General features: G+C 66.7%; 17 protein-coding genes. 4 read left to right on the forward strand and 13 right to left on the reverse strand.

Annotated features, from left to right (window positions below; translation table 11 throughout):
• Positions 1-221 precede the first annotated feature (221 nt).
• Together yedE and ADEH_RS11980 are read left to right on the forward strand one after the other, a co-directional pair.
• Complete coding sequence (gene yedE / locus ADEH_RS11975; protein WP_011421365.1) at positions 222-1322, forward strand: YedE family putative selenium transporter; 1101 nt, start codon at positions 222-224, stop codon at positions 1320-1322.
• A 399-nt stretch (positions 1323-1721) separates the two neighbouring features.
• Entirely contained in the window at positions 1722-2108 is a 387-nt protein-coding gene (locus ADEH_RS11980) for a hypothetical protein (protein WP_011421366.1), read from the forward strand.
• 36 nt (positions 2109-2144) lie between these two features.
• Here the strand turns inward: ADEH_RS11980 and ADEH_RS11985 are convergent, their stop codons facing one another.
• Positions 2145-3314 carry an aminotransferase class I/II-fold pyridoxal phosphate-dependent enzyme gene (locus ADEH_RS11985; RefSeq protein WP_011421367.1) on the reverse strand — a complete coding sequence of 390 codons (1170 nt, stop codon included), beginning with the start codon at positions 3312-3314 and terminating at the stop codon, positions 2145-2147.
• Positions 3315-3326: 12 nt separating this feature from the next.
• Complete coding sequence (cysK, locus tag ADEH_RS11990) at positions 3327-4376, reverse strand: cysteine synthase A (protein WP_011421368.1); 1050 nt, start codon at positions 4374-4376, stop codon at positions 3327-3329.
• A gap of 506 nt (positions 4377-4882) precedes the next feature.
• On the opposite strand from cysK, the gene ADEH_RS11995 reads away from it, so the two are divergent.
• The gene (locus tag ADEH_RS11995; RefSeq protein ID WP_198133776.1) at positions 4883-5866 is read left to right on the forward strand and encodes a glycosyltransferase family 87 protein; all 984 of its coding nucleotides are present in this window, start codon (positions 4883-4885) and stop codon (positions 5864-5866) included.
• A 135-nt stretch (positions 5867-6001) separates the two neighbouring features.
• On the forward strand, positions 6002-7636 hold the full coding sequence (locus tag ADEH_RS12000; RefSeq protein WP_011421370.1) for an aspartate:alanine exchanger family transporter: 1635 nt from the start codon (positions 6002-6004) through the stop codon (positions 7634-7636).
• Between the two features lie 104 nt (positions 7637-7740).
• Here ADEH_RS12000 and ADEH_RS12005 read toward each other — a convergent pair whose 3' ends face one another.
• The 11 genes from ADEH_RS12005 to ADEH_RS12050 form a co-directional block, all read right to left on the reverse strand.
• Positions 7741-8472, reverse strand: a complete 732-nt coding sequence (locus ADEH_RS12005; RefSeq protein WP_157061356.1) for a hypothetical protein — start codon at positions 8470-8472, stop codon at positions 7741-7743.
• An 83-nt stretch (positions 8473-8555) separates the two neighbouring features.
• On the reverse strand, positions 8556-9173 hold the full coding sequence (locus ADEH_RS23100) for a hypothetical protein (protein ID WP_011421372.1): 618 nt from the start codon (positions 9171-9173) through the stop codon (positions 8556-8558).
• 79 nt (positions 9174-9252) lie between these two features.
• Positions 9253-9825: a DUF4145 domain-containing protein gene (locus ADEH_RS12015; protein ID WP_011421373.1), complete on the reverse strand. Its 573-nt coding sequence runs from the start codon at positions 9823-9825 to the stop codon at positions 9253-9255.
• A 219-nt stretch (positions 9826-10044) separates the two neighbouring features.
• The gene (locus tag ADEH_RS23105) at positions 10045-10461 is read right to left on the reverse strand and encodes a hypothetical protein (RefSeq protein WP_011421374.1); all 417 of its coding nucleotides are present in this window, start codon (positions 10459-10461) and stop codon (positions 10045-10047) included.
• Between the two features lie 1216 nt (positions 10462-11677).
• Positions 11678-12433 (reverse strand): DUF554 domain-containing protein, encoded by a 756-nt coding sequence (locus tag ADEH_RS12025; protein ID WP_011421376.1) that lies wholly within the window; start codon positions 12431-12433, stop codon positions 11678-11680.
• A 337-nt stretch (positions 12434-12770) separates the two neighbouring features.
• The gene (locus tag ADEH_RS12030; protein WP_011421377.1) at positions 12771-13151 is read right to left on the reverse strand and encodes a hypothetical protein; all 381 of its coding nucleotides are present in this window, start codon (positions 13149-13151) and stop codon (positions 12771-12773) included.
• Positions 13152-13164: 13 nt separating this feature from the next.
• Positions 13165-13449 (reverse strand): hypothetical protein, encoded by a 285-nt coding sequence (locus tag ADEH_RS12035; protein WP_011421378.1) that lies wholly within the window; start codon positions 13447-13449, stop codon positions 13165-13167.
• Between the two features lie 9 nt (positions 13450-13458).
• Entirely contained in the window at positions 13459-16599 is a 3141-nt protein-coding gene (locus ADEH_RS12040) for a type I restriction endonuclease subunit R (RefSeq protein WP_011421379.1), read from the reverse strand.
• Positions 16600-16604: 5 nt separating this feature from the next.
• The gene (locus ADEH_RS22770; RefSeq protein WP_011421380.1) at positions 16605-17819 is read right to left on the reverse strand and encodes a restriction endonuclease subunit S; all 1215 of its coding nucleotides are present in this window, start codon (positions 17817-17819) and stop codon (positions 16605-16607) included.
• 6 nt (positions 17820-17825) lie between these two features.
• A complete protein-coding gene (locus ADEH_RS12045; protein ID WP_011421381.1) occupies positions 17826-19442 on the reverse strand; it encodes a type I restriction-modification system subunit M in 1617 nt (538 codons plus the stop codon).
• 107 nt (positions 19443-19549) lie between these two features.
• Positions 19550-20335 carry a hypothetical protein gene (locus ADEH_RS12050; protein WP_198133777.1) on the reverse strand — a complete coding sequence of 262 codons (786 nt, stop codon included), beginning with the start codon at positions 20333-20335 and terminating at the stop codon, positions 19550-19552.
• Between the last annotated feature and the right edge of the window lie 406 nt (positions 20336-20741).

Genomic DNA, 20741 nt, shown 5'->3' on the forward strand with positions numbered 1-20741 from the left:
AGCTGCCGTGGAAGCGCGCGGCGCGACCGCGTGCCGCACGCCTTTCCGCCGCGCCCCTTCCGTGGCTCGGGTATGGTGCGCCCGTGCTGCCGATCGTGAGCCGCGCGCCGCTCCAGCTCGCCCGCCCGTGAGGGCCCGAGGCGAGTTCGCCTCGTAGACCAAGCCGCCGCCGCCACCCTCCTCGGCCGTGCCGGGATTCCCCGGCGCACGGAGCAGCACGCATGCAAGCGCAGTCCCCCTCTTCCGCCCTGTGGAAGCTCCTCCTCGCCGGCCTCTTCTTCGGGGTCGTCGCATCGCTGCTCGTGTACGCCGGGAACCCCGGGAACATGGGCGTCTGCGTCGCCTGCTTCCTGCGCGACATCACCGGCGCGTTCGGCGGGTCCGCCGCCGGGATGGGCGCCCTCGCCTACCTCCGGCCCGAGCTCCCCGCGCTCGTGCTCGGCGCGGCCGGCGCCGCCGTCGCGTCCGGACAGTTCCGTCCGCGCGGCGGCGTCGCCGTCCTGCCGCGCTTCGTGCTCGGCTTCGTGTTCATGGTGGCCGCGCTGGTGTTCCTCGGCTGCACCGTGCGCGTGTGGCTGCGCGTCGGCGGCGGCGACCTGAACGCGGTCGTCGGCGCCGTCGGGCTCGTCGCCGGGATCGCGGTCGGGGCCGCGGTGCTCCGCAGCGGGTACGCGCTCCCGGCGTCGCGCGAGGTGTCCCTCCCTGCGGCGCTCGCCGTCCCGGGGATCGCCATCGTCCTCCTCGCGATCGCGCTCCTCACCGGGGGAGCGCCCGCCTTCCTCACCGTGGCCCCCGCGGTGAAGCGGGCGCCGATCGCGATCTCGCTCGTCGCCGGCCTCGCGCTCGGCGTCGTCGCCCAGCGGAGCCGCCTGTGCACGACCGGCGGCATCCGCGACGTCATCCTCTGGCGCCGCCCCGAGAAGCTGCTCGGCATCGCGGGGCTGGTCGCGGGCGCGCTCGCGGCGAACGCCGTGCTCGGCCAGCTCCGGTTCGGCTTCGAGGGCCAGCCGATCGCGCACACCGACGCGCTCACGAATTTCGCGTCCACCGCCGTGGCGGGGCTCGCGGCCGTGCTCATGGGCGGCTGCCCGCTGCGCCAGCTCGTCATGGCCGGCGAGGGAGACGCCGGCGCCGGCGGCGCGCTCGCGGGGATGGTCGCGGGCGCCCTGTTCGCGCACGGCGCACGCCTCGCCTCCTCGCCGAAGGGCCCCGCGTCCGGCGCGCTGCCCCTGCTCGCCGTGCTCGCGGCCGTCACGCTCGCGCTCGCCTGGTACCTGCGGAGGCAACAGGCCACGAGCGCCGCCGCCGCGCCCGACGCGTGACCCGGTCGCCTCACTGCGCGTCGGATCGCCAGTCACTCGAGGTGACCGGCGGAGGCGATTGCGGTCTCCGGGTGCCACTTATACTCTCCGTGGCGGCCAATCCATTGGCGTGAGGCCGGCCGGGAGACCAGCGACATGAGACGACTTTCACGACGAAGGCCGGAACCCTCCTAGCCGCATGGTTCGTCGGATGCTGGAACGCCGCGGCCTCGCTCCTCACGAGGCTGAGGACCGTCTCGCCCGCCGAAGCAGCGCTGATCGACGAGGAAGGCCGATCGCCGGTCAAGTGATCCGGGACCGGCCGCCGATCGTCCCGCGCTCGCCAGGCAACTCGGTGCCGAGCCGGATGTGACGGCCAAAGGGCTTGACGGACTTCACTGTCGGCGCAAGGATGACCCGATGCGAATCCCTCTCGTCGCGCTGCTCTCGATCCTCGGGCTGTGCACGGTCGGCTGCGAGGACGAGGCTTGCCAGGACGTGAACTGCTCGCCGTGTCCTCGGTCGGGAGACCTCACGATCATGGATTCCGTGAGCTCCGGCGTGGTGCCCGGAGCGGCCGTCAGTGGCGGGAGCGTGACCTGGGCATGTACCGACGCCGGTGGGGCGACCCGGTGCACGACGGGCACCGAGCAGTTGCCCGATGCAGTCGTCAGCGTCACGGTCACCGCGCCCGGCTACGTTTCGCAGGACGTTCAGCTCACGCCCGTGGAGGGCGCACCCGGGAAGTGCTGCGCCGGCTGCATCACCTACTCGCCTTCGGTGGTCGCGCTGGTGCGCGCACCATAGATCCGACTGGCGGCCGAGGACCGCCGGGCGGCGTCCTCACGCCCGCCGGGCCAGGTATGGAAGCGCCTGCGTCACCATCGCGTCCGACGCGGTCAGGCTGATCCGGAAGTAGTCCGGCTGCTTCATGAGCGTGCCCGGCATGACGAAGATCCCGTCGTCGGCCAGCGCCTCCCACTGGCGGACCGGATCTCCCGCCCACCGCGCCCACAGGTAGAAGGTGCCCTCCGGCGGCAGGACGGCGTGACCAGCCCGGCCCAGCGCCGCGCTCAGCGCATCGCGCCGGCGGGCCAGCGCCGCCACGTCGATGGAGAGGCGCTCCAGCTGCGGTACCGCGTACTGCATGACCGCATTCGGGAAGCACCAGCCCAGCGCCATCTGACTCGCGAACATGACGTCGCGCAGCTGCTGCCGGTCGGACGCGGGCATCAGCGGTGAGAGGGCCAGGTAGCCGAGTCGCTGCCCCGGGGCCAGCAGGACCTTGCCGTAGCTGTAGGAAACGAGCGTCCACGGATACACGGCCGCCGGGCTGGTGAAGGCCCGGCCGTCGAAGCGGATGCGCCGATAGGGCTCATCGGACAGGAGGAAGACCCGGCGGCCGATCCGGCGCGAAGCGCGCTCCAGCACCTCCGCCAGCCCCGCCAGCTCGGCACGCCCGTAGATCCGGCCCGTGGGGTTGTGCGGGGTGTTCACGATCACGAGGCGCGTGTCCGGACCGATGGCCGCCTCGATGGCCTCGAGGTCGAGGTCGAAGCGCGGTGCGCGAAGCGCCACCTCCCGCGGCACGGCGTCGGCCGCAAGGAGCATCGGCTCGTAGCAGAACCAGGCCGGCGCGTTGAAGATGGCCTCGTCGCCGGCGTCGAGCAGCAGGCGGAAGGCGAGCGAGATGGCCCCGAAGGCTCCGGCGGTGAGGGCCACGTCGGCGGACTCGAGCGGAAGCCCCAGCTCCCGGCCGACGGTCTCGGCCAGGAACGCCTGCGGCGCCTCCTCGCTGGACTTGTAGGCGAACCAGTTCTCGTCGAGCGGGACGGCGGCTTCGCGGATGGCCGCGACGAGGCCGTCGAGCGGCATCTCGTGCGGGTTCCCGAAGGTGAAGTCGGCGATGGTGGCATCCCCGCGCCGTTCGCCGTACCGCGAGCTGAAGTAGAAGCTCTTGACCGCCTCGAACGCCCGATCCGCCGCCGCCGCCCTGCGCGACACGATCGCCATGGCCGTGCGCCCTCAGGCCTTCGGGCCCGCGTCCGCCACGGAACGCGCGATCGACTGTTCCTCCTCGGTCATCTCCGACGGCACGTCCGCGAAGAGCGGCGTGCTGAGGTAACGCTCCCCCGTGTCCGGCAGCATGCAGAGGATGTTGGCCCCCGGCTCCGCGCTGGCGGCGATCTCGAGGGCGCCGGCGAACGTGCCGCCGGAGGTGATGCCCACGAAAATGCCCTCCCGTGCGGCCAGCTCCTTGGCGCAGCGGATCGCCTCCGGGCCGGGGACGGCCAGGATGCGGTCCACCAGCTTCAGGTCCACCGCGTCGCCGGTCAGCTTCGGGATGAAGTCCGGGGTCCATCCCTGCATCGGATGCGGCTTGAAGCTCGGGTGCGGTGCGGCCGGGGTGCCGTCCGGATTGCGTGACTGCGCGGCCCCGCTGCCCAGGAGCGGGGCCTCCGACGGCTCGCAGACCACGATCTTCGTCTCCGGCCTTTCCTTGCGGAGCACGCGGGCCACGCCCTTGAGCGTCCCACCGGTCCCGTAGCCGGTCACCCAGTAGTCGAGCCCGTCGCCCGCGAAGTCGGCCAGGATTTCCTGCGCCGTCGTGCGCGAGTGGTAGTCGGGGTTGGCCTCGTTCTCGAACTGACGCGTCATGAACCAGCCGTGCGCGGCCGCGAGCGCCTCCGTCTTCCTGATCATGCCCACGGCGCGCTCCGCCGCCGGGGTGAGCACCACCTTCGCACCCAGGAAGCGCATCAGCCGGCGCCGCTCGACGCTGAACGACTCGGCCATCACGAGCACCAGCGGATAGCCCTTCGCCGCGCAGACCATGGCCAGGCCGATGCCGGTGTTGCCGCTGGTCGCCTCGATGACGGTCTGGCCCGGCTTCAGCGCTCCCGAACGCTCCGCCGCCTCGATCACGGCGATGGCGAGGCGGTCCTTCACCGAGCCGAGCGGGTTGAAGGCCTCGACCTTGACGAACAGGTTCACTTTCGGTGGAGCGAGCCTGTTGATCCGGACCACGGGAGTGTTTCCGATCGTCTCCAGGATGCTCGCGTAACGTCGGCCCATGACGCACCTCGGGGAGCGGCGGGGAAGCCGCCGCTCGAGGCGACATCTGTAACGGGGACGCGCTGCGCCGACGGGACCCGACGGGAGCGTCCGCCATCGACGACCTCTCGGGCCCGCGTGGGGCCCGCGCGGAGACGCCTGGCCGAGCCCTCGACGAGCTGCGCGGGGACCCCGCACCGCAGTTCGGGCGCCCGGAGCGGCGGCCGCCGGCAGTCAGCCCCTCCCCTCCGGCAGGTCACGAACCAGCCTGGCGCCGGTCCAATCCACTGATCGTGACGGAACCGCGTCGGACATCGCGAGCGCTTGCTGCGGCACGGGACGGAACCTGGCTCACTCGCGAGCGTTTGCGAGCGTACGGCCTGACGCTCATCGCCGCGTACGTCGCATGTGGCGCCTGGTTATGCCGCGGGCGCGGTCTGCTCGATCCACTCGGACGCCCCATTGGCACGGACTTTCTCAGCTTCTACGCGAGCTCCACGCTCGCCCGGGCAGGTGAGGCCTCCTCGGTGTACGTCGAGGGTGCGCTCCGAGACGCCGAGCTCGCGGTCGTCGCGGGCGGAGCAGACCTTCCCTTCTATGCATGGCTCTACCCGCCACAGGCGCTGCTCGTGGTCTATCCGCTCGCGGCGATGCCCTACCTCGCGGCGTTCGCCGTCGCGATGTCGGCCGGGATCGCCGTGGTCGGCGTCGTCGTGGCCTCGGCGACCTCGGGGTGGCGGGCGCAGCTCGGCCTCACCTTCGCCGCGCCCGCCATGTTCCTCTGCGTCACGCACGGTCAGCTCTCGCTGCTCGCCATCGGGCTGCTCGGCGCCAGCCTCGCGCTGCTCCGTTCGTCGCCGTGGCTCAGCGGCATCCTCGTTGGGCTGGCGAGCTTCAAGCCGCAACTCGGGCTCCTGTTTCCCGTGGCGCTCCTGGCAGGGCGCCACGGTCGCGCGTTCCTCTCGGCCACAGCCGCCGCAGTCCTGCTGGCGTGGGCGAGCTGGCTCGCATTCGGACCCGACGTGTTCCGTCAATGGCTCGGTGCACTGCCCGGTGCGCGCGCCATCGTGGAGGATGGCGCCGTCGAGTTCTCCAAGCAGGCCTCGGTTCTCGCAGCGGGCCGCGTCCTCGGGCTGCCTGTGCCATACGCCACGGCGCTGCAGGGCGTGGCGCTCGTCTGTGCGGCGGGCGCCGTAGGGTGGGCCTGGCGGAACGTCGCGGACCCCGCGCTCCAGAACGCCGTGCTCGTCACGGCCGCCGTGCTCGGGAGCCCGTTCGTCCTGGTCTATGACCACCTCCTCGTCGTCCTCGCGCTGGGTTGGCTCGTGGCGACCTGGCGTCGCACCGCGCCGCTGCCGTGGGAGGTCGCCGTCGCCGCCTTCGCGTGGGCGGCCCCCCTTCTTGCGATGGCGGTGCGCTTGCCTCTCGCGGCCGCAAGCAGCGCGTGCCTCCTCGCGCTCCTCCTGCGACGCGCCGTATCGCTCCCGAGCATCCGCGACGCTCGGACATAGCAGCGATCACACGGGCCGCTGAATGCGCCCCGGCCATTGCGTCACGACGGGATCGCCGCGGTCGAGCCGCAGAGCGCCCCCGCGTAGCGCAGCGCGCGCGGAGGCGGGAACGGGTACACTCCCGCCGCCCTCGCCATGCTCGACCCCCTCGTCCGGCTCCTCGCGCAGAACCCGCTCCTGCTCCTGTTCCTGGTGGCGGCGCTCGGCTACCCGCTCGGCCAGATCCAGGTGCGCGGCAGCCGGCTCGGGGTCGCGTCGGTGCTCTTCGTGGGCCTCGCGGCCGGCGCCCTCGACCCCTCGCTGGCGCTCCCCGAGATCGTCTACATGCTCGGCCTGGCGATCTTCGTGTACGCCATCGGCCTCTCGTCGGGCCGGGCGTTCGTGGCCTCGCTGCGGCGCGACGGGATCCGCAACACCGGCCTCGCGGTCTTCGCCGTCGGGCTGGCGGTGGCGCTCTCCTACCTCGCGCGCCGGCTGCTCGGCCTGGACGCGTCGCTCACCGCCGGTCTCTTCGCGGGCGCCACCACCAGCACCCCCGCCCTGGCCGCCGCCATGGAGACGCTGAAGCAAGCCGCCCCCGGGCACGCGCTCTCCGAGCCCGTGGTGGCCTACTCGATCTGCTATCCGTTCGGCGTGGTGGGCGTGGTGCTGGCGGTGCGCGCCGCCTGGTGGCTCTGGAAGCCGGACCTCGCCGGCGAGGCGCGGCGCCTCGCCGAGATGGGCGCCGGGAACGAGCCGCTCGGCTCGACCACCGTGCGCGTCACCGAGGACATGGGCGCGCTCACGCTCGAGGAGCTCGTGCGCGGGCTCCGCTGGCACGTCATCTTCGGCCGGCTGCGGCGCGGCGACCGGCTCATGCTGGCCGCGCCGGACGTGCGGCTCGAGGCCGGCGACCTCGTCACGGTAGTCGGCACCCCCGCCGAGCTCGCGCGCGTGGTGGAGCGGCTCGGCGTGGTCGCCGACGAGCCCATCGACGCCGACCGGAGCGAGTTCGATCTCCGGCGGATCTTCGTGTCGAGCCCCGAGGTGGCCGGGCGGACGGTGGCGGAGCTCGACCTGCCGCGCCGGATGGGCGTGGTGATCACCCGCGTCCGGCGCGGCGACGTGGACCTGCTCCCCGCCCCGGCCCTGCGGCTCGAGGTGGGCGACCGGGTCCGGGTGCTCGGCCCGGTGAAGCAGCTCCCCCGCGTCACCACCTACTTCGGCGACTCCTATCGCGCGGCGAGCGAGGTGGACATCCTCACCTTCGGCCTCGGGCTCGCGCTCGGCCTGCTCCTCGGCATCCTCCCGCTGCCGCTGCCGGGCGGGGTATGGGTGTCGCTCGGGTTCGCCGGGGGCCCGCTGGTGGTGGCGCTCGTGCTCGGGACGATGGGACGCACCGGCGGGATGGTCTGGCACCTCCCCTTCAGCGCCAGCGTGGCGCTCCGCCAGTTCGGCCTCACCCTCTTCCTGGCCGGCATCGGCACGCGCGCCGGCGTGGGCTTCCTCGCCACCTTCGCCAGCCGGGAGGGGCTGCTGCTCTTCGCCGCCGGCGCCGCGATCACGTTCGCCACCTCGCTCGCGGCGCTGTTCGTGGCCCACCGCCTCATGAAGATCCCGATGAGCCTCGCGCTCGGGATGGTGGCGGGGATCCAGACCCAGCCGGCGGTGCTCGGCTACGCGCTCGATCAGACCGGCAACGAGATCCCGAGCCAGGGCTACGCCGCGGTCTACCCGGCGGCCACCATCGCGAAGCTCCTGCTGGTGCAGCTGCTGGTGGCGTTCGGCTGACCTGGCGAACGGCGCGGCGACGAAGGGAGCAACGGGTCGACTACGTGAGGCGTCCTACCCTGTCCGAACCCTTGAGCTCCGCCGAGCCTCGGGGGAATAGGGCCTCAGATCTCGAGAGGGATGTTCTCCTCCACGTACCGCTCCCCTGTAGGCGACAAAACCACCACCCCGGTACTGCGGTCGTAATCTACGAGCGCTCGCCTGTGCGCTGGTACCAACACGTCGCGGCGATAGACGGACGCTCTCCAGTGACCAATCCAGTCCGCCAGCACCGATTCGGATATGCCGCCAGGTGTGGAGTAGAGAAGCACGAGCGTCTTCTCGAGCGCGGTCAGTCCGCTGAGAAGGACGCGCTTCTTACCTCCCACCTCCCACACGATGGGCAGGGTTCGGTCAACAAGGGCGTCAACGGCTGCTGCCGCCGTCGCGGTGTCAACCCCGTGAAACAGCCGAATCAACTCGGCGACGATCCACTTAGCCGTCATCAGGACGAAGACGGCGTCCATGTGGTTCGGGTTCACGTCACCGCCTACGTGACCGACACCTCGGTTGTTCCTGATCTCGTAGAGCGCTGTCAGCACCCGCGGAATCTGGATTCTGACGGAACGCGGGACCTTGTCGCCCGCCTTCTCAAGCGCGAGACAGGCAGCAACCATGTTCGGTGGTTTGGAGGGCGCGGGCGGGTAAGAACCTGCGACAAAGCCCTGGAGAATCGAGATCGTTACCTCGCAGAGTTTCCCCCCGTTCAACTCCGCCGGCTCCCACCTGCTTTCCCGGTAGTTACGGATGATCGTGCGGAGTGCTTCCAGAAGGGGAGCACGCAGCGCCTCCGGCAACGCTTCCAAAGGCAGTTGAATTCCGGAGGAGGCCGCTGGTGCGGCTGCCCTCTTTCCCTTGCTGCTCTTCCGCTGAGCCCTTTTCACTGGGAATCCGGAACGCGGTCGACCAAGAGGCTTTCGATATATTGGACGCCTCGGCGAGAGATCTTGTAGCGGACTGGTTTCCCGTGAACGCGCGTGCGGTCGCCCATCACGTACTTCGAGGCCTCTTTCGCCAAAAGTTTCGACACATCTGGTCGACCTATTGGAACCCCCAGTTCGCGGGTGATCTTCGCGATGTCACCAGAGGTTAGACCGAACGCACTGTCCATCTCTTCGTGAATTATGAACAGAGGCAGCAGGATGCGGTTGAGCTGACTTCTCTGGTCCAGAATCTTCGACTCGATTGCGTCGAATTGGCCCGAACTCTTAACCTGGGTCGACACTTGGTGCACGCGATCAGCCTCGTGGTCCTCTGATTCGACCTTCTCAGAAGCACGCCGTGGCCTATACTTCGCACTGCGAGGCTCCGCCGTGCTTGGTGACGCGCGGCCATAGAACTGAAGAAGTGCGTGGATCTCCTCAGGCGGCCCCTCTACGGTGACGACTGTGCCGTTCTCTAGCTTGAGTTCTGCGCGCGCCATATCAACTCTTGTTGTTGAGAGTTTTCGAAGCGACCTAATCGCCGACGCAAGTTCCACCGGGTAACCGCTCTTCACCAGTTAAATGGTTCGGCACTCGTGTCCGCGGACGTGCCAGTCGATGATCCCGAGCATGCACGCGCGACCGAGCGCCAAACTAGGCACGGCCCGCTGCCACCGCACGGCTGAGTTCCTCAACCGCTCCTCGAACGCCGTCGTGCAGCCGGTCGAGGTCGGCCTTGCGAACAAGCGCCATTCGGTTATGAGCGCCCAGATCACCGCAGAACTTCACATTGGGCAAGACGCGCTTGGTGTTCCTGGTGAGCCTGAGAACGGGTTCGCTCGTGGCCTTCCCGATGAGGGCGCTGAAGTCCAGATAGTCACCGTTACCATTTTGTATGCGAGTGCCGATGCCATGGCGCTCGTAAGCTTCCACGATCAAAGCTTCAACCAACCGCCTAAGCATCGTCGCGCAGGCATTATAGCAGGCGTTGTCGTAGCAGCGGTTCGCCTCCCAGAGCACCTTTTGGAAGACGCCTTGGCGCGCGTCTAGCAGGTCGTCCGGGAGGAACGGCACCGTGGATGCCGGTGCCGTGGTCGCTTCGGGCGCATCGAGCACGGCCTCAAGATCCGACCCGGCCTTAATGGAGAGTTCATCAATAAGAGCAAGCATCTCCTTCACGTTCAAGGGAAACGCCGCCACCACGCTGTCCAGCAGCGGGCGAAGCACAGCAACCTAGAATGCTACCCGGGGGTACCGATCATCTGGGTAGTCCTGCTGCATCATGAGGAAGGACTTCCGTAGCCCAGCAAGCGACTTGCTCGCCTTTCCGGTGTAGCGAGCCGAGCCCAATGAGGCACGGTTCTTCTTGGCAGCCTGCAACAGGCCGCGAAACTCGTGGAGACGGTCGATGAACGCTTGGGCGGATGCCGTTCGCACGTCCGCCTCTTAGGGATTCGAATACTTCCAGATCTTTCTTTCACCCTGGGCAACACGCTGACGGCGGAGTTCTCCGCGACGGGTGAGGGTCACCAGGGCTCCGCTCAGAGTCGTCAGTGGGTAGTGCCAACCGTGCGCTTGAAGCTCTTCACGGATCTCGCCCATTGCCCGCTGATTCCGAAATAGGCCCTCTCCTCGAAGAACAAGGAGACGACCGATAAGCGAGTTGGCTTCCTTCCTTTGCTCGGCGTTCCTTGTCGGGCGCCCGGCATGCTCCCCGCCCGGACTGGTGGTCGTCCTCTGTTCACCGGCAAGAAGGTGAGCAAGCATTACCTCGAAGGCCTTTACCTTTAGTTCACCCGCCGGCATATCGGCGACAGCCTGCTCGGCGAGCTTTCTCAATTCCATGAGCCGCTTTGCGTCCACCGCGGCCTCCTTCCTGGGCTTCGGCCCAACTTTAGTGTGCGCGCCGCTTGGGGGCCGTGTAGACCCAAACGCGCTTCCCATTGATGTCCTTCTTTTCGCGATCCAGCACGCCCGCCCGCGTTGCTTCCAGTAAATAGCCGGGTAGTGACGTGCTCTTCAGCATGCGACCCTGAGCGTGAAACCGCTCTAGGATTTCACCGAAGGTCCTGAACTGATCGAAGTAGCCTGCCTCGACCCATGGCACGAATACGGCGCTCTCGCCTCCGTGCCGTTTCCCTTTTCGCCGTGGGACCGAACCTGCCGACTTCTCGACCACCCTGGGCCGGGAGGGGGCCGGCCTAGGCGACTGCGCCTCGGTGGCAGCGGAGGGCTTCGGTAGCCTGTGCACCTGGGGTAGCGTTGGTAGTTTCGCCGTCTGCCCCGCGGCTCGCCGACTCCGTGGCTTGCTCTGTCTGTTTAACTCTTCGCGGATCGAGTCCAACGCGGCGATCGCCACGCTGTACTCGCCCTTAGCGGTCACCAGGACCAAGTGTTCTTCCTTCATGGCCATCAAGAGAGGCCGAACCGTTCCGCCCCCGACGCGAAGAGCTTCCGAGAGCGGTCCCGGGCGCGCGGTCGTCGCGTGCGGCGCGTCGGTCACGAAAGGCCAGCCCTGAAGCGCGACTAGATAAAGGAGGACGCGCTGTCGGAGACTGAGCTTCGCGGCGGGGGGGAGCAGAACGATCGTACCCGCCTCCGGGTCATAACGCGCGTATGGTCCGATCAGTTCCTCGATCTGTTGCTCAGTCAACTGCGCGCCAGAAACGGTCAGATCCCTTAGCGCCATCGTAGCCTCCCAAGGCACCATTGTAGCGTGACAGCGAGTGAGAAGAACGTGCTGAGACGGCACCCAGAGTGTCGTGTGACCCGGAGACAAGTCGTCGAGCACTGAGGATAGGAGGAGCCATCCTTCCCCAGAGCCTTGACAGTCAGTCGCGGCGGTGTCGCACTCGGGAATGGTGGCGGCTACCCGGGGCGGCGCGGCGGCCCGCGCGCGACGCTCTGGGTACAACGCGGGTGGCTCGAGCACTCTGCGCCCCGCAGCAATCGCAGGCCCCTCCAAGGCGGGCAGCGACTTGCTGAGCGGAAAGAGCAGCCAGGCGCGGTGGACTAGGCTCCGCAGCGATAGGCGGCCAGACACCGGCCGCCTTCTTGCGCCGAACGCCCCGACCCCGCCTCACCACCCCGCCAGCACCACCACCAGCACCGGCGCGATCACCAGCGCCGGCAGCATCGAGCCGACGCGGACCCGGCGATCCTCCATCCCCACGCCGGCGAGCAGCAGGTTCACGCCGATCGCGGCGACGAGGAGCCCGCCGGCGCCGCCGACGGCGAGCACGCGCGGATCGGTCGCTGGATCCGGCAGCACCCGCGCGAACGCGGCGGCGGCGACGCTGATGCCGCCCTGGAGGAGGAGGATCGGGAGCGCGGAGAGGCCGACGCCGGCGCCGTAGACGCCCGCGAGCGCGACCGCGGCGATCCCGTCGAGCGACGACTTCAGCACCAGCGTCTGCGCGTCGAGCGTCAGGCCGTTCTGGATCGAGCCGACGATCGCCATCGGCCCGATGCAGAACAGCAGCGACGCGGTGACGAAACCCTCGGTGAAGCGGCCTCCGCCGCCCACCTTGCGACGTGCCGCCTCGCCGATGGCGGTGAGCCGCTCCTCGATCTGGAGCAGCTCGCCCACGACCGCGCCGAGCGCGAGGCTCACCAGCGCGAGGATGATCCCGGGGAGCGGACCGGCGCGGACGGCGTCCAGGCCGCGCGCCATCCCGAGCCCGACGAGCAGCGTCACGAGCCCGAGCACCTGCATCAGCGTCCGCCCGAGGCGGTCCGGCAGCCGGGCGCCGACGCCGGCCCCGACGACGGTGCCGGCCGCGATCGCGGCGACGTTGATCCAGGTGCCGGAGGTGCGCGCGACGAGGTCGAGCAACGGGCGCCCCAAAAGACGACGCCGGCTCAGCTCTGGGCTGGCCGGCGTCGAACTGGTTGCGGGGGCGCGCAACGCCGAGAATCAGCGCGCTGTCCCCCAACGTTTTCGTGGGTGCTGGACCGAGCCCGACGCGGTGGCGCGAAGCTCACCGACAACCGGTCGGCATGACGGCTCCCACCTGCCATCGCCGAACTTGGCCCTGTCCGCGTCGAGTGCATCGACCGCACGTCGGGGCGCAAGATGCCGGTCATGTTCTCCTGGAACAAACTTCCCCCCGGCCATTACCGAGGAATGCGAGCCCCTCGAAGCTGCCGGTTTTCATGCGTGCGTTCGGCCGCTACGGCTCGCGCGCGAGGAGCAGGGCCTGCACAAGCTCCCACGGCAAGACAGAGCGGACCGCTGCGGCTTCGGAAGCGGTGTTCGGTTGCGCGCGCCGGAGAACTGTCTTCGCCTTCCGTAAGGCGAACGGAGGCACACCGGCCGCTCCGGCGAGCCACAGGAGGGCCGACGGGCTCTGCAAGTGGTTGTAGGCGAATCGAGCGGAGTGGTTGAACCCCTTGCGGTTGTAGAACCCGGGGCCGTCGTACTCGTCGAGCCACGCCATGAGCTGCTCGCGCACAGGCTTCGACGGGCGGAGCCGCTGGATGCGGCTTCGCAGTTCGGCCGGCGTCATCGTCGAGGTCTTCCGCCCGGTCTCATGGACGACCAGTTTCTTCATCCGACGCCTCCCTTCACCTCTTCGGCTTCTGCGACTGACGGTCCCAGCACTGGACGCCGAGCACCCGCCCAAGGTGGAGCTGGTACCCGCCGCCCTGACGCGTGACCCGGGTGACGACGACGATGGCCTCGGGTATGGGGTGGGTCATCCCGTTCAGCAGCCGCAGCTTGAACGGTGTCTTGAGCGGCTCGATGCGCCGCTTCCAGAACCGCGACTGCTCTCGGTATTCGACCCGCTTCGTCTTCGCGACGATGCGCGCGAAGAACTCGCGCTTGATGTTCATGGTTAGCGTGTCCACGAATGCCTCCTAGGCAGCGAACGCCTCACCGTAGTGCCGGTAGACGTGCCTGAAGATGGCACCGGCTTTCTCCATGAAGAGGTCCTTCGTGTACGAGGCTGGCAAGCCCGTATCGAGCGCATCCTCGATCGCGACGCGAACCCGGGCGCGGGACTGAGCGGTCTTCTGCCAGTCGATCGTGAGAATTCCCCTGACCGTCCCCAGCAGTTGCCTCGCGACCTTCTTCACCTCGTCGCGCTCCGGCGGCGACAACTCGGGGCCGGGCCGCGTGAGAAGGTCGAAGACGACCAACTCCTCTTCCGAAAGCTGCTCCCGGATGTGACGCTTCTCCTCCTCCGAGAGTTTCTGACTCAGGTCCAGCAACTCCTGAAAGAGCTGCTCGATCTGCTTGGACCCGATGTTGTACTCCTCGATGAGGCTCTCGAAGCGTTCGCGCAGGTCGACACGCGTCTCGTTCTCGTCGATCAGCCGTTCGAGTTGCGCTGCGATCGCGGCTTTGAGCCGTTCCAGGTCCAGGTTCCGCGTCTTCGACTGCCTGAATCGTTCCGCGAGCACCTGGAAGTCGATGCGTGAGAGGTCGATCGGAGGGGGCCCGCCTTCAGCGATCTCCGCGCCACGGATGGAACGGTCGAGTACCTCCCCTACTCGCTGAAGAACGTCAGCGAGGTCCACCTTCTCAGGCGACAGTTCGGCGCGAATCTTGTCCACGAGCGCTTCGACTGTCGCCATCCGAACCGCGAACTCCACTGCGCGCCTGTGGGGCTTCACGGCGCTGTACAGGGCACTCACAAGCCGGCCCTGCGCCTGGAAGCCCTTCCTACGGTCGTCCGGGGACAGGAGCGCGTTCACCGCCTCCCCAACCCGTGTGAGCCTCTCGATGGCGTTGTGACTCTCCTCGATGCCAGACAGGCTCACCCGCGCCGACTTGCAGAAGGCGTCCAGCGCCGCTAGCGCAGAGCGTAGCTCGTCAACGAGGTCCTCCTTGTCGCGGACAGGCGTCCGGCCGCCGGTGCCTGCACCATAGATGGCTAGCGCCTTCTCCAGCGACTGAAAGACGTTCGCGTAGTCCACGATGACGCCGCTGTGCTTACCGGGGTAGACGCGGTTCGCCCTCGCGATCGTCTGCATCAGGGTGTGGTTCCGCATCGGCTTGTCCAGGTAGACTGTCGAGCAGCTCGGCGCGTCGAACCCTGTGAGCCACATCGCGCAAACAAAAACGAGAGCGAGCGGGTCCTCGGGGTCTTTGAACTTTTCGTCAAGGGACGGCTGCGACTGGACCATCCGCGTCCGGTGCGGAACGATATCGAGCCCGAGCTTCTGCATCTCCTCGATCTCGTTCTGGCCCGGCGACACGATGACGGCCATATCGACCGTGTCGAGCCGCTTCAGGCGGTCTGACAACCGCGCCTGCTCCTCCGGGGCCTTCTCGTAGTCCCGGAGTGCAGCTTTCACTCGCTCGCGCTCGGCATCCCACTCACGTCGCACCTTATCGTGCGTCCGAATTGCGGTCGCCTTGTCGATTGAGACGACCATCGCCTTCCCCTGGAAGCCGCGAGCGAGGAAGTGCTGGACGATGTCCTTAGCGACCGTGTCGAGCCGGTCGTCCCGAGTAATGAGATGGTACTTCTGTCCGAGGAGTTTCTGGAGGCGCGCCTCGTTCTCCGCGTCAAGAGCGGCGGCGTCGATGACGTCATACAACTCGTCGTTCAGGTCGGGGTTCGCGAGCCGCAGTTCGGGCGTCCGGTTCTCGTAGAAGAGGCGGACGGTAGCCCCGTCCTCAATCGACTGCTGGAAGTCGTAAATGGAGACGTAGTCGCCAAAGACCTCTCTTGTCTTTTCCTCAGTAGCAATCAACGGCGTGCCGGTGAACGCAACGAACATCGCGTTCGGCAGCGCCGCGCGCATGTTCATCGCAAGTTGGTCGTACTGGGTCCGGTGGGCCTCGTCGACGATTACGATGATCTCCCGACGATCGTTCAAGACCTCCATCGTCTGGAATTTGTGGATGAGAGTGAAGACGTAACGGTGGTTACCGCGGAGCAAGTCGCGGAGGTTCTCACCCGTGGTCGCATGGCACGCCGCAGCGTCCTCCACTGCTCCGCACGCAGCGAACGTCTTCGCGATCTGGTCGTCCAGTTCCACCCGGTCCGTGACGACAACGAACGTCCAGTTTCCAGGGACCGTGCGCAAAATCTTTTGCGCGTAGAAGACCATCGAGAAGCTCTTGCCGCTGCCCTGCGTCTGCCAGAACACGCCGCCGCGCCCGTGCCCCTCCTGCCGAGCCTTCAGCGTCGCCGCGATGGCGTTGTTCACGCCAAGGAACTGATGGTTCTGAGCGAGAATCTTCGTGAGGCCCGTCTTGTGCTCGGAGAAGAGCGAGAAGTTACGAACGAGGTCCAAGAGGCGTCCCTTCTCGCACGTTCCACGCAGCAGAACCTCCATCGAGATGCGCCTCGGTTCGTCCTCACGGTCGACCCGCTTCCAATCGAAGAAGCGACCCCAGTCCGCGGTCAGCGAGCCTACTTTCGCTTCAGTTCCGTTGGACGCGATCAGGAGCGCGTTGAACGCAAACAGCTGCGGAACCCCGTTCTGAGCGTGTTTGTAGCTTGTGAGGTTCTCATCAAACGCTTGGCGAGTTGGAACGCCCGGCTTCTTCAACTCAATTACCACGAGTGGGAGACCGTTCACGAACAGAACGATATCCGGGATACATTTATAGAGGGCACCCCTAACTGCGAACTGCTCGACCGCGAGGAAGTCATTCTCCGTCGGGTGGTCCCAGTCGACGACCCGCACCGTGCGCAGTTCATTCTGGCCGGTGCGCGGGTCCCGCACGGTGACCTTCACCCCCTCGCTCAGGAGACGATGCACCTCGCGATTCGCGCCTGCCGGATCCATCGCCGTACGGTCACGAAGCAGTTCGTCGATGGCGGTGTCCACTCCTGAGGGCGGTGTTCCCGGGTTCAGCTTCGCTAGCGCATGACGGAGGCGACGCACTAGCGCCACGTCGCGATCGGACTCGCGCCCGAGCGTACCTGATGAGCCAAATACCTCGTCCGCCCCCGATGCTGCCGACCACTGAAGCGCGGCGAGGACGTCCATCGCCGCCGCTTCGACAAGTGCCAGTTCGCTGTAGGCGTTGGCGGTCATGCACCCTAACCCGCTGAGAGTTGTCCGGCCATCAACCGAGGTAGCAGCAGGTCGCGCGTCGCTCGGAGGTTCCGAATCCGCTGCTGGAGTGTCGCGATTTCGCGCCCGATAGGTTCGAACACTTCCTTGGCCCTCGCCAGCACAGGCGGCGGTGGCTCCCCTAGCAGAATGCCACGGATGTGGGAGTCCCCAAGGTGGGCAACAGTCGTACCGATGATCGCTCGGTTCAGCGCCTGAACCGGCGCGGTAAGCGCAAGGAGCAGGTGAAGTGCGGACCACTCTCCCGACGGACGGAAGCGGGCAACGCGCTGGTTCTGAAGCGCTCGCCCGCTCGACCAGATGCACATGTGAAAGTCCCCATCCATGCCGACAAGGACGTCGCCGTTTTGAATCTCGTATCTCGAGGCGGCGGGCTCGGTCGTATACGTTTCCGAACGACCGACAGGGATGTCGCGAATCCGAACAACGGGTGTTCCTGCGGCCGAGTCCTCAGAGAAGAGCGCCGACTTGAAAGGAAATCCGTACTGAACCTCCGCAATCTCCTTTGGTGAGCGAAGGACCCAATCTCGTGGAACGCGTCCAATCCGCGTCGACATCCGGGATGTCGTTTGCGCCCCTGGGTAACGGAACAGCACGAACCACTCGCGATAGAGCGCACGCGCCATCCGTTCGAGCACCCCGATGCGGCGCTTGCTGTTATCGATGAGGCCATCGTAGGCGGCCAAGACTCTCGCAATGCGACGCTGCTCCGAAAGCGAGGGGACTCGTACCGGAAACTCCGGGAATTTTGTCAGCGGCAGGCGATCTACCGTCGCACCCGCGAGCGTGTTCTTTCGGACGACCTCTCGCCACTCGGGCGTGAAGAAGTAGTAGTGCAGGAATCGAGGGTCTACCCGCGCCAGGTTCGGACGGATGAGCGCCATCCGCCGGCCCAGACATCCCCTGAACCCATTCGGAATGATCGCGTACCGATTGAGCGTCGCTTCGTAGGTGAAAACCAGGTCGCCTGCTCGTGGTTCCACTCGACGCGTCCATTTGGGGAAGTCATCCTCTGCGATATGGCGAATGGAGGAGAGGTCGAGGTGCCCGTCCTCCGTGACGTTCGAGATTCCTAGAAACACGGGGCCCTCGACCGCAGGAGCTGGTGTCGCGTGCGGCCCGTCGAAAAGCCCCTCGTACAGTTCCGAGATTGCGACAAGACTCGACTTGCTTGGGCGCATCTTCGGCTACCCCAGTATCTCGGCCGCGGTCTTGGTGATCACCTTCTCGAACTCCCTCGCCTCAGCGGTCAGAGTTTCAAATTCTTCCGCCAGCCCCTCGAACTGGGTTCTGAAATCTTCGTCGCTCACCTCTTCTCCCTGGGCGGCACCCACGTAACGACCCGGATTGAGACTCCATGCTTGCTTCTCGATCTCCGAGATCGTTGCCGCCTTGCAGAACCCGGCCACATCGGCGTACGTGGGCTTGTTTCCAAACACTTCGCGCAGGCGGTATTTTGCCTCCGCTCCGCCGAAGGTGAGGTCCACCTCCTCCCTACGAAATAGGCGTGCGACATTCGCGAGGAAACCGATCTGCGCTTCAGTCCAGTCCCGGTGCGCACGGTCGACTTGCCGATAGATGTGCTGGGCGTCGATAAAGAGCACTTTGTCGCGTCGGTCCTTCGGCTTCCCGCGGTCCAGGAACCACAGCGTGCAGGGCAACGCGACGGTGTAGAACATCTTCGACCCGACCGAGATGATCACGTCGACCGCGCGGGATTCGATGAGCTTCCGACGTAATTCCTGTTCGGAAGCGCGCGCGTCCGGAGCAGAGCTCGCCATTACGAACCCGGCGCGCCCGGATTCATTCAGTGCGGAGTAGAAGAGTTGAATCCAGAGGTAGTTCGCGTTGTCCACGTTCGGAACTCCGAACGGGAAGCGACGCCCTGGGCCGACCGCGTCCCGGATGCGATCTTTGTCCACCTTGTCGACGTTAAATGGAGGATTCGCCAATACGAAGTCGAACCGCCCGACAGCGTTGTGCGGGTCATCGTAGTAACTGTTGATCTCGCCGCCGTGGCGAATGTCACCCTCAAGCCCATGCACAGCGAGGTTCATGCGGCAGAGTTGGCCGGTGGTGTCGACCTTCTCGACGCCATGGATTGCGAGGCCGCCGTTCTTCTTGTGCTCGGAGACAAATCTGGCGCTCTGCACGAACATACCGCCTGACCCGCAGGCAGGATCGAGCACACGCCCCTTGAACGGCTCAAGAATCTCCACCATTAGGCGAACGATTGGCTGTGGCGTGTAGAACTCACCGCCGCCTTGGCCCTCCGCCATCGCAAACTCACCAAGAAAGTACTCGTAGATCTTCCCGAAAGAGTCTCCCTCAAGATCGACTGGGATTGCCGAGAACGCCTTCAGTAGCTCTTTTAGCGGTCGAGCTTTGAATTGCTGGTAGGTCTTCGGGAGGACACCTGCGAGCTGCTCGTTGTCGCGCTCTACTGCGCGCATCGCATCGTCGACCGCCTGCCCGAGCGTCTTCCCATCGCGGCCTCCTTCGGGGAACTCCAGAAGCTCGCTGAAGCGTGCTTCCGAGGCGAGAAACAGCACGCCCTCGGCGTGGTAGCTGGCAGGGTCGTCAACCCGGGAGCCCCGCCGCCCCGTCGTGACCTTCGCCAACTCGGCGCGCCGGACGGCGAATCTCGCGTCGGCGAACTTCAGGAAGATGAGGCCGAGAATGGGCTGGCTGTACTCTGCGGACTTCAGGCCGCTGTTGGCGCGCAGTTCATCCGCTGCGGCCCAGAGGCGCTTCTCCAGCGTCGCGGCGGCGACGTCCTTCTCCGTGGGGGCGATCCATCGCATCGCTCCATTTAGCCTGATTTCCGGGCGAGATCGAAGCTTGACGCGTGTTCCGCGACGAGACGGCGCCCAGCTCGTTCGCGGCGTCGTGTCGATGCGGTACAGCGGGCCTACCTTGAGAACCCGAGGTTGATGATGGGCGGGCCACCACCACCGAACTGCTTCAGCTTCGCGGCAAGTTCGCGCTCAAGCTGCTGAAGGCCTTCGCCGTTGGCGAGATACAAAAGCGTCCGGTGGTGACGCATGTCGAAGGGCACGTCATCGATGGTCTGAGCGATGGGGACCACGTGCTTGCCGAGCGTATGAGCGATGCCGGTCTCGTACATTACGTTCGGGTTCTTCCGACTGAAGTCCACGACTACGACCTGGGCCCGAAAGATCAAGCTGAAGATGTCCTGCACGATGACGCTGTCCTGCCACATGTCGTCCACCCGCATAGAGCGGAGCGAGTTGGCCGTGCATGCCCGCTTCATCGCCTCATAGACAGGCTTGAACTCTGGGCTGAACGGCATCATCACAGCGACAAGATCGGACTCGACGCTGCCGTCCGGAATCTGGAAGACGTTCGGCGCGAAGGTGATCTTGCGCTCGGAGGGCTTAGCGGAGACGTACTCAGTCTTCTCTTCGCCAGGGAACTTCTCGTTCAGGTACTCCTCGATCACGTCGAGGGCACGAACGTCGCGGTCCGAGATTCGCCGAAGGACCGTCAGGACGTTTCCCTCGTAGTCCTCATCGTGCCAGGAGAGGCTACGTAGCAGCCGGTCGTGACCGGTGATGATCTTCGACTGCCCCGAGAGCAGTCCGACTTCCTCCCAGTTTCCAGCGTTGAAGGTGGCAACGATGCGTGCGCGAAGCGCGATCAGTCGCTTCGCGAGGGCGAGAGGGTCTGTCATCATGAAGTCGAATTCTGTCTCATCGCGACCCGCACTGCGAGCGCGGATTGACGGAGCCACATCGTGGGCCACCGTCGTCGCGCCCACGGGTGCACGGGCGGCGGCGATCGCGCAGCACCACGACCGTTAGGCCAAGGGCTGAATCAGACCTCTCGTCCGAATCGAGGTCCCCGGGCACGCGGGCGCGGTTCGGGGCCCAGGGGTGGGGTCGGCCGGAAACGGGCCACGTAGGGGGTGGCCCTGCCGTCATCCTGCCCTGCTCATCCCATGGTCCGTGACACCGAGTCACGGGGTGCCTGCCATGGCGCGCCCGCTGTGTAGAAGACCCTCCGAGCATCGCGGGTGATCGGCGCCCCGACGCCCGCGCCGAGGGCCAGGCATGGGCAACGGGTCAGCGCGGGACGTAGCG

This window comes from Anaeromyxobacter dehalogenans 2CP-C (assembly GCF_000013385.1).
GTDB lineage: Bacteria > Myxococcota > Myxococcia > Myxococcales > Anaeromyxobacteraceae > Anaeromyxobacter > Anaeromyxobacter dehalogenans_B.

Excerpts from the sequence above, each read along its gene's own strand:
- yedE (WP_011421365.1), top strand. The coding sequence starts at position 222 with ATGCAAGCGCAGTCCCCCTCTTCCGCCCTGTGGAAGCTCCTCCTCGCC.
- ADEH_RS11985 (WP_011421367.1), bottom strand. The coding sequence starts at position 3,314 with ATGGCGATCGTGTCGCGCAGGGCGGCGGCGGCGGATCGGGCGTTCGAG.
- ADEH_RS12045 (WP_011421381.1), bottom strand. The coding sequence starts at position 19,442 with ATGCGATGGATCGCCCCCACGGAGAAGGACGTCGCCGCCGCGACGCTG.
- cysK (WP_011421368.1), bottom strand. The coding sequence starts at position 4,376 with ATGGGCCGACGTTACGCGAGCATCCTGGAGACGATCGGAAACACTCCC.
- ADEH_RS12050 (WP_198133777.1), bottom strand. The coding sequence starts at position 20,335 with ATGATGACAGACCCTCTCGCCCTCGCGAAGCGACTGATCGCGCTTCGC.
- ADEH_RS22770 (WP_011421380.1), bottom strand. The coding sequence starts at position 17,819 with ATGCGCCCAAGCAAGTCGAGTCTTGTCGCAATCTCGGAACTGTACGAG.
- ADEH_RS11980 (WP_011421366.1), top strand. The coding sequence starts at position 1,722 with ATGCGAATCCCTCTCGTCGCGCTGCTCTCGATCCTCGGGCTGTGCACG.
- ADEH_RS12000 (WP_011421370.1), top strand. The coding sequence starts at position 6,002 with ATGCTCGACCCCCTCGTCCGGCTCCTCGCGCAGAACCCGCTCCTGCTC.
- ADEH_RS12030 (WP_011421377.1), bottom strand. The coding sequence starts at position 13,151 with ATGAAGAAACTGGTCGTCCATGAGACCGGGCGGAAGACCTCGACGATG.
- ADEH_RS12040 (WP_011421379.1), bottom strand. The coding sequence starts at position 16,599 with ATGACCGCCAACGCCTACAGCGAACTGGCACTTGTCGAAGCGGCGGCG.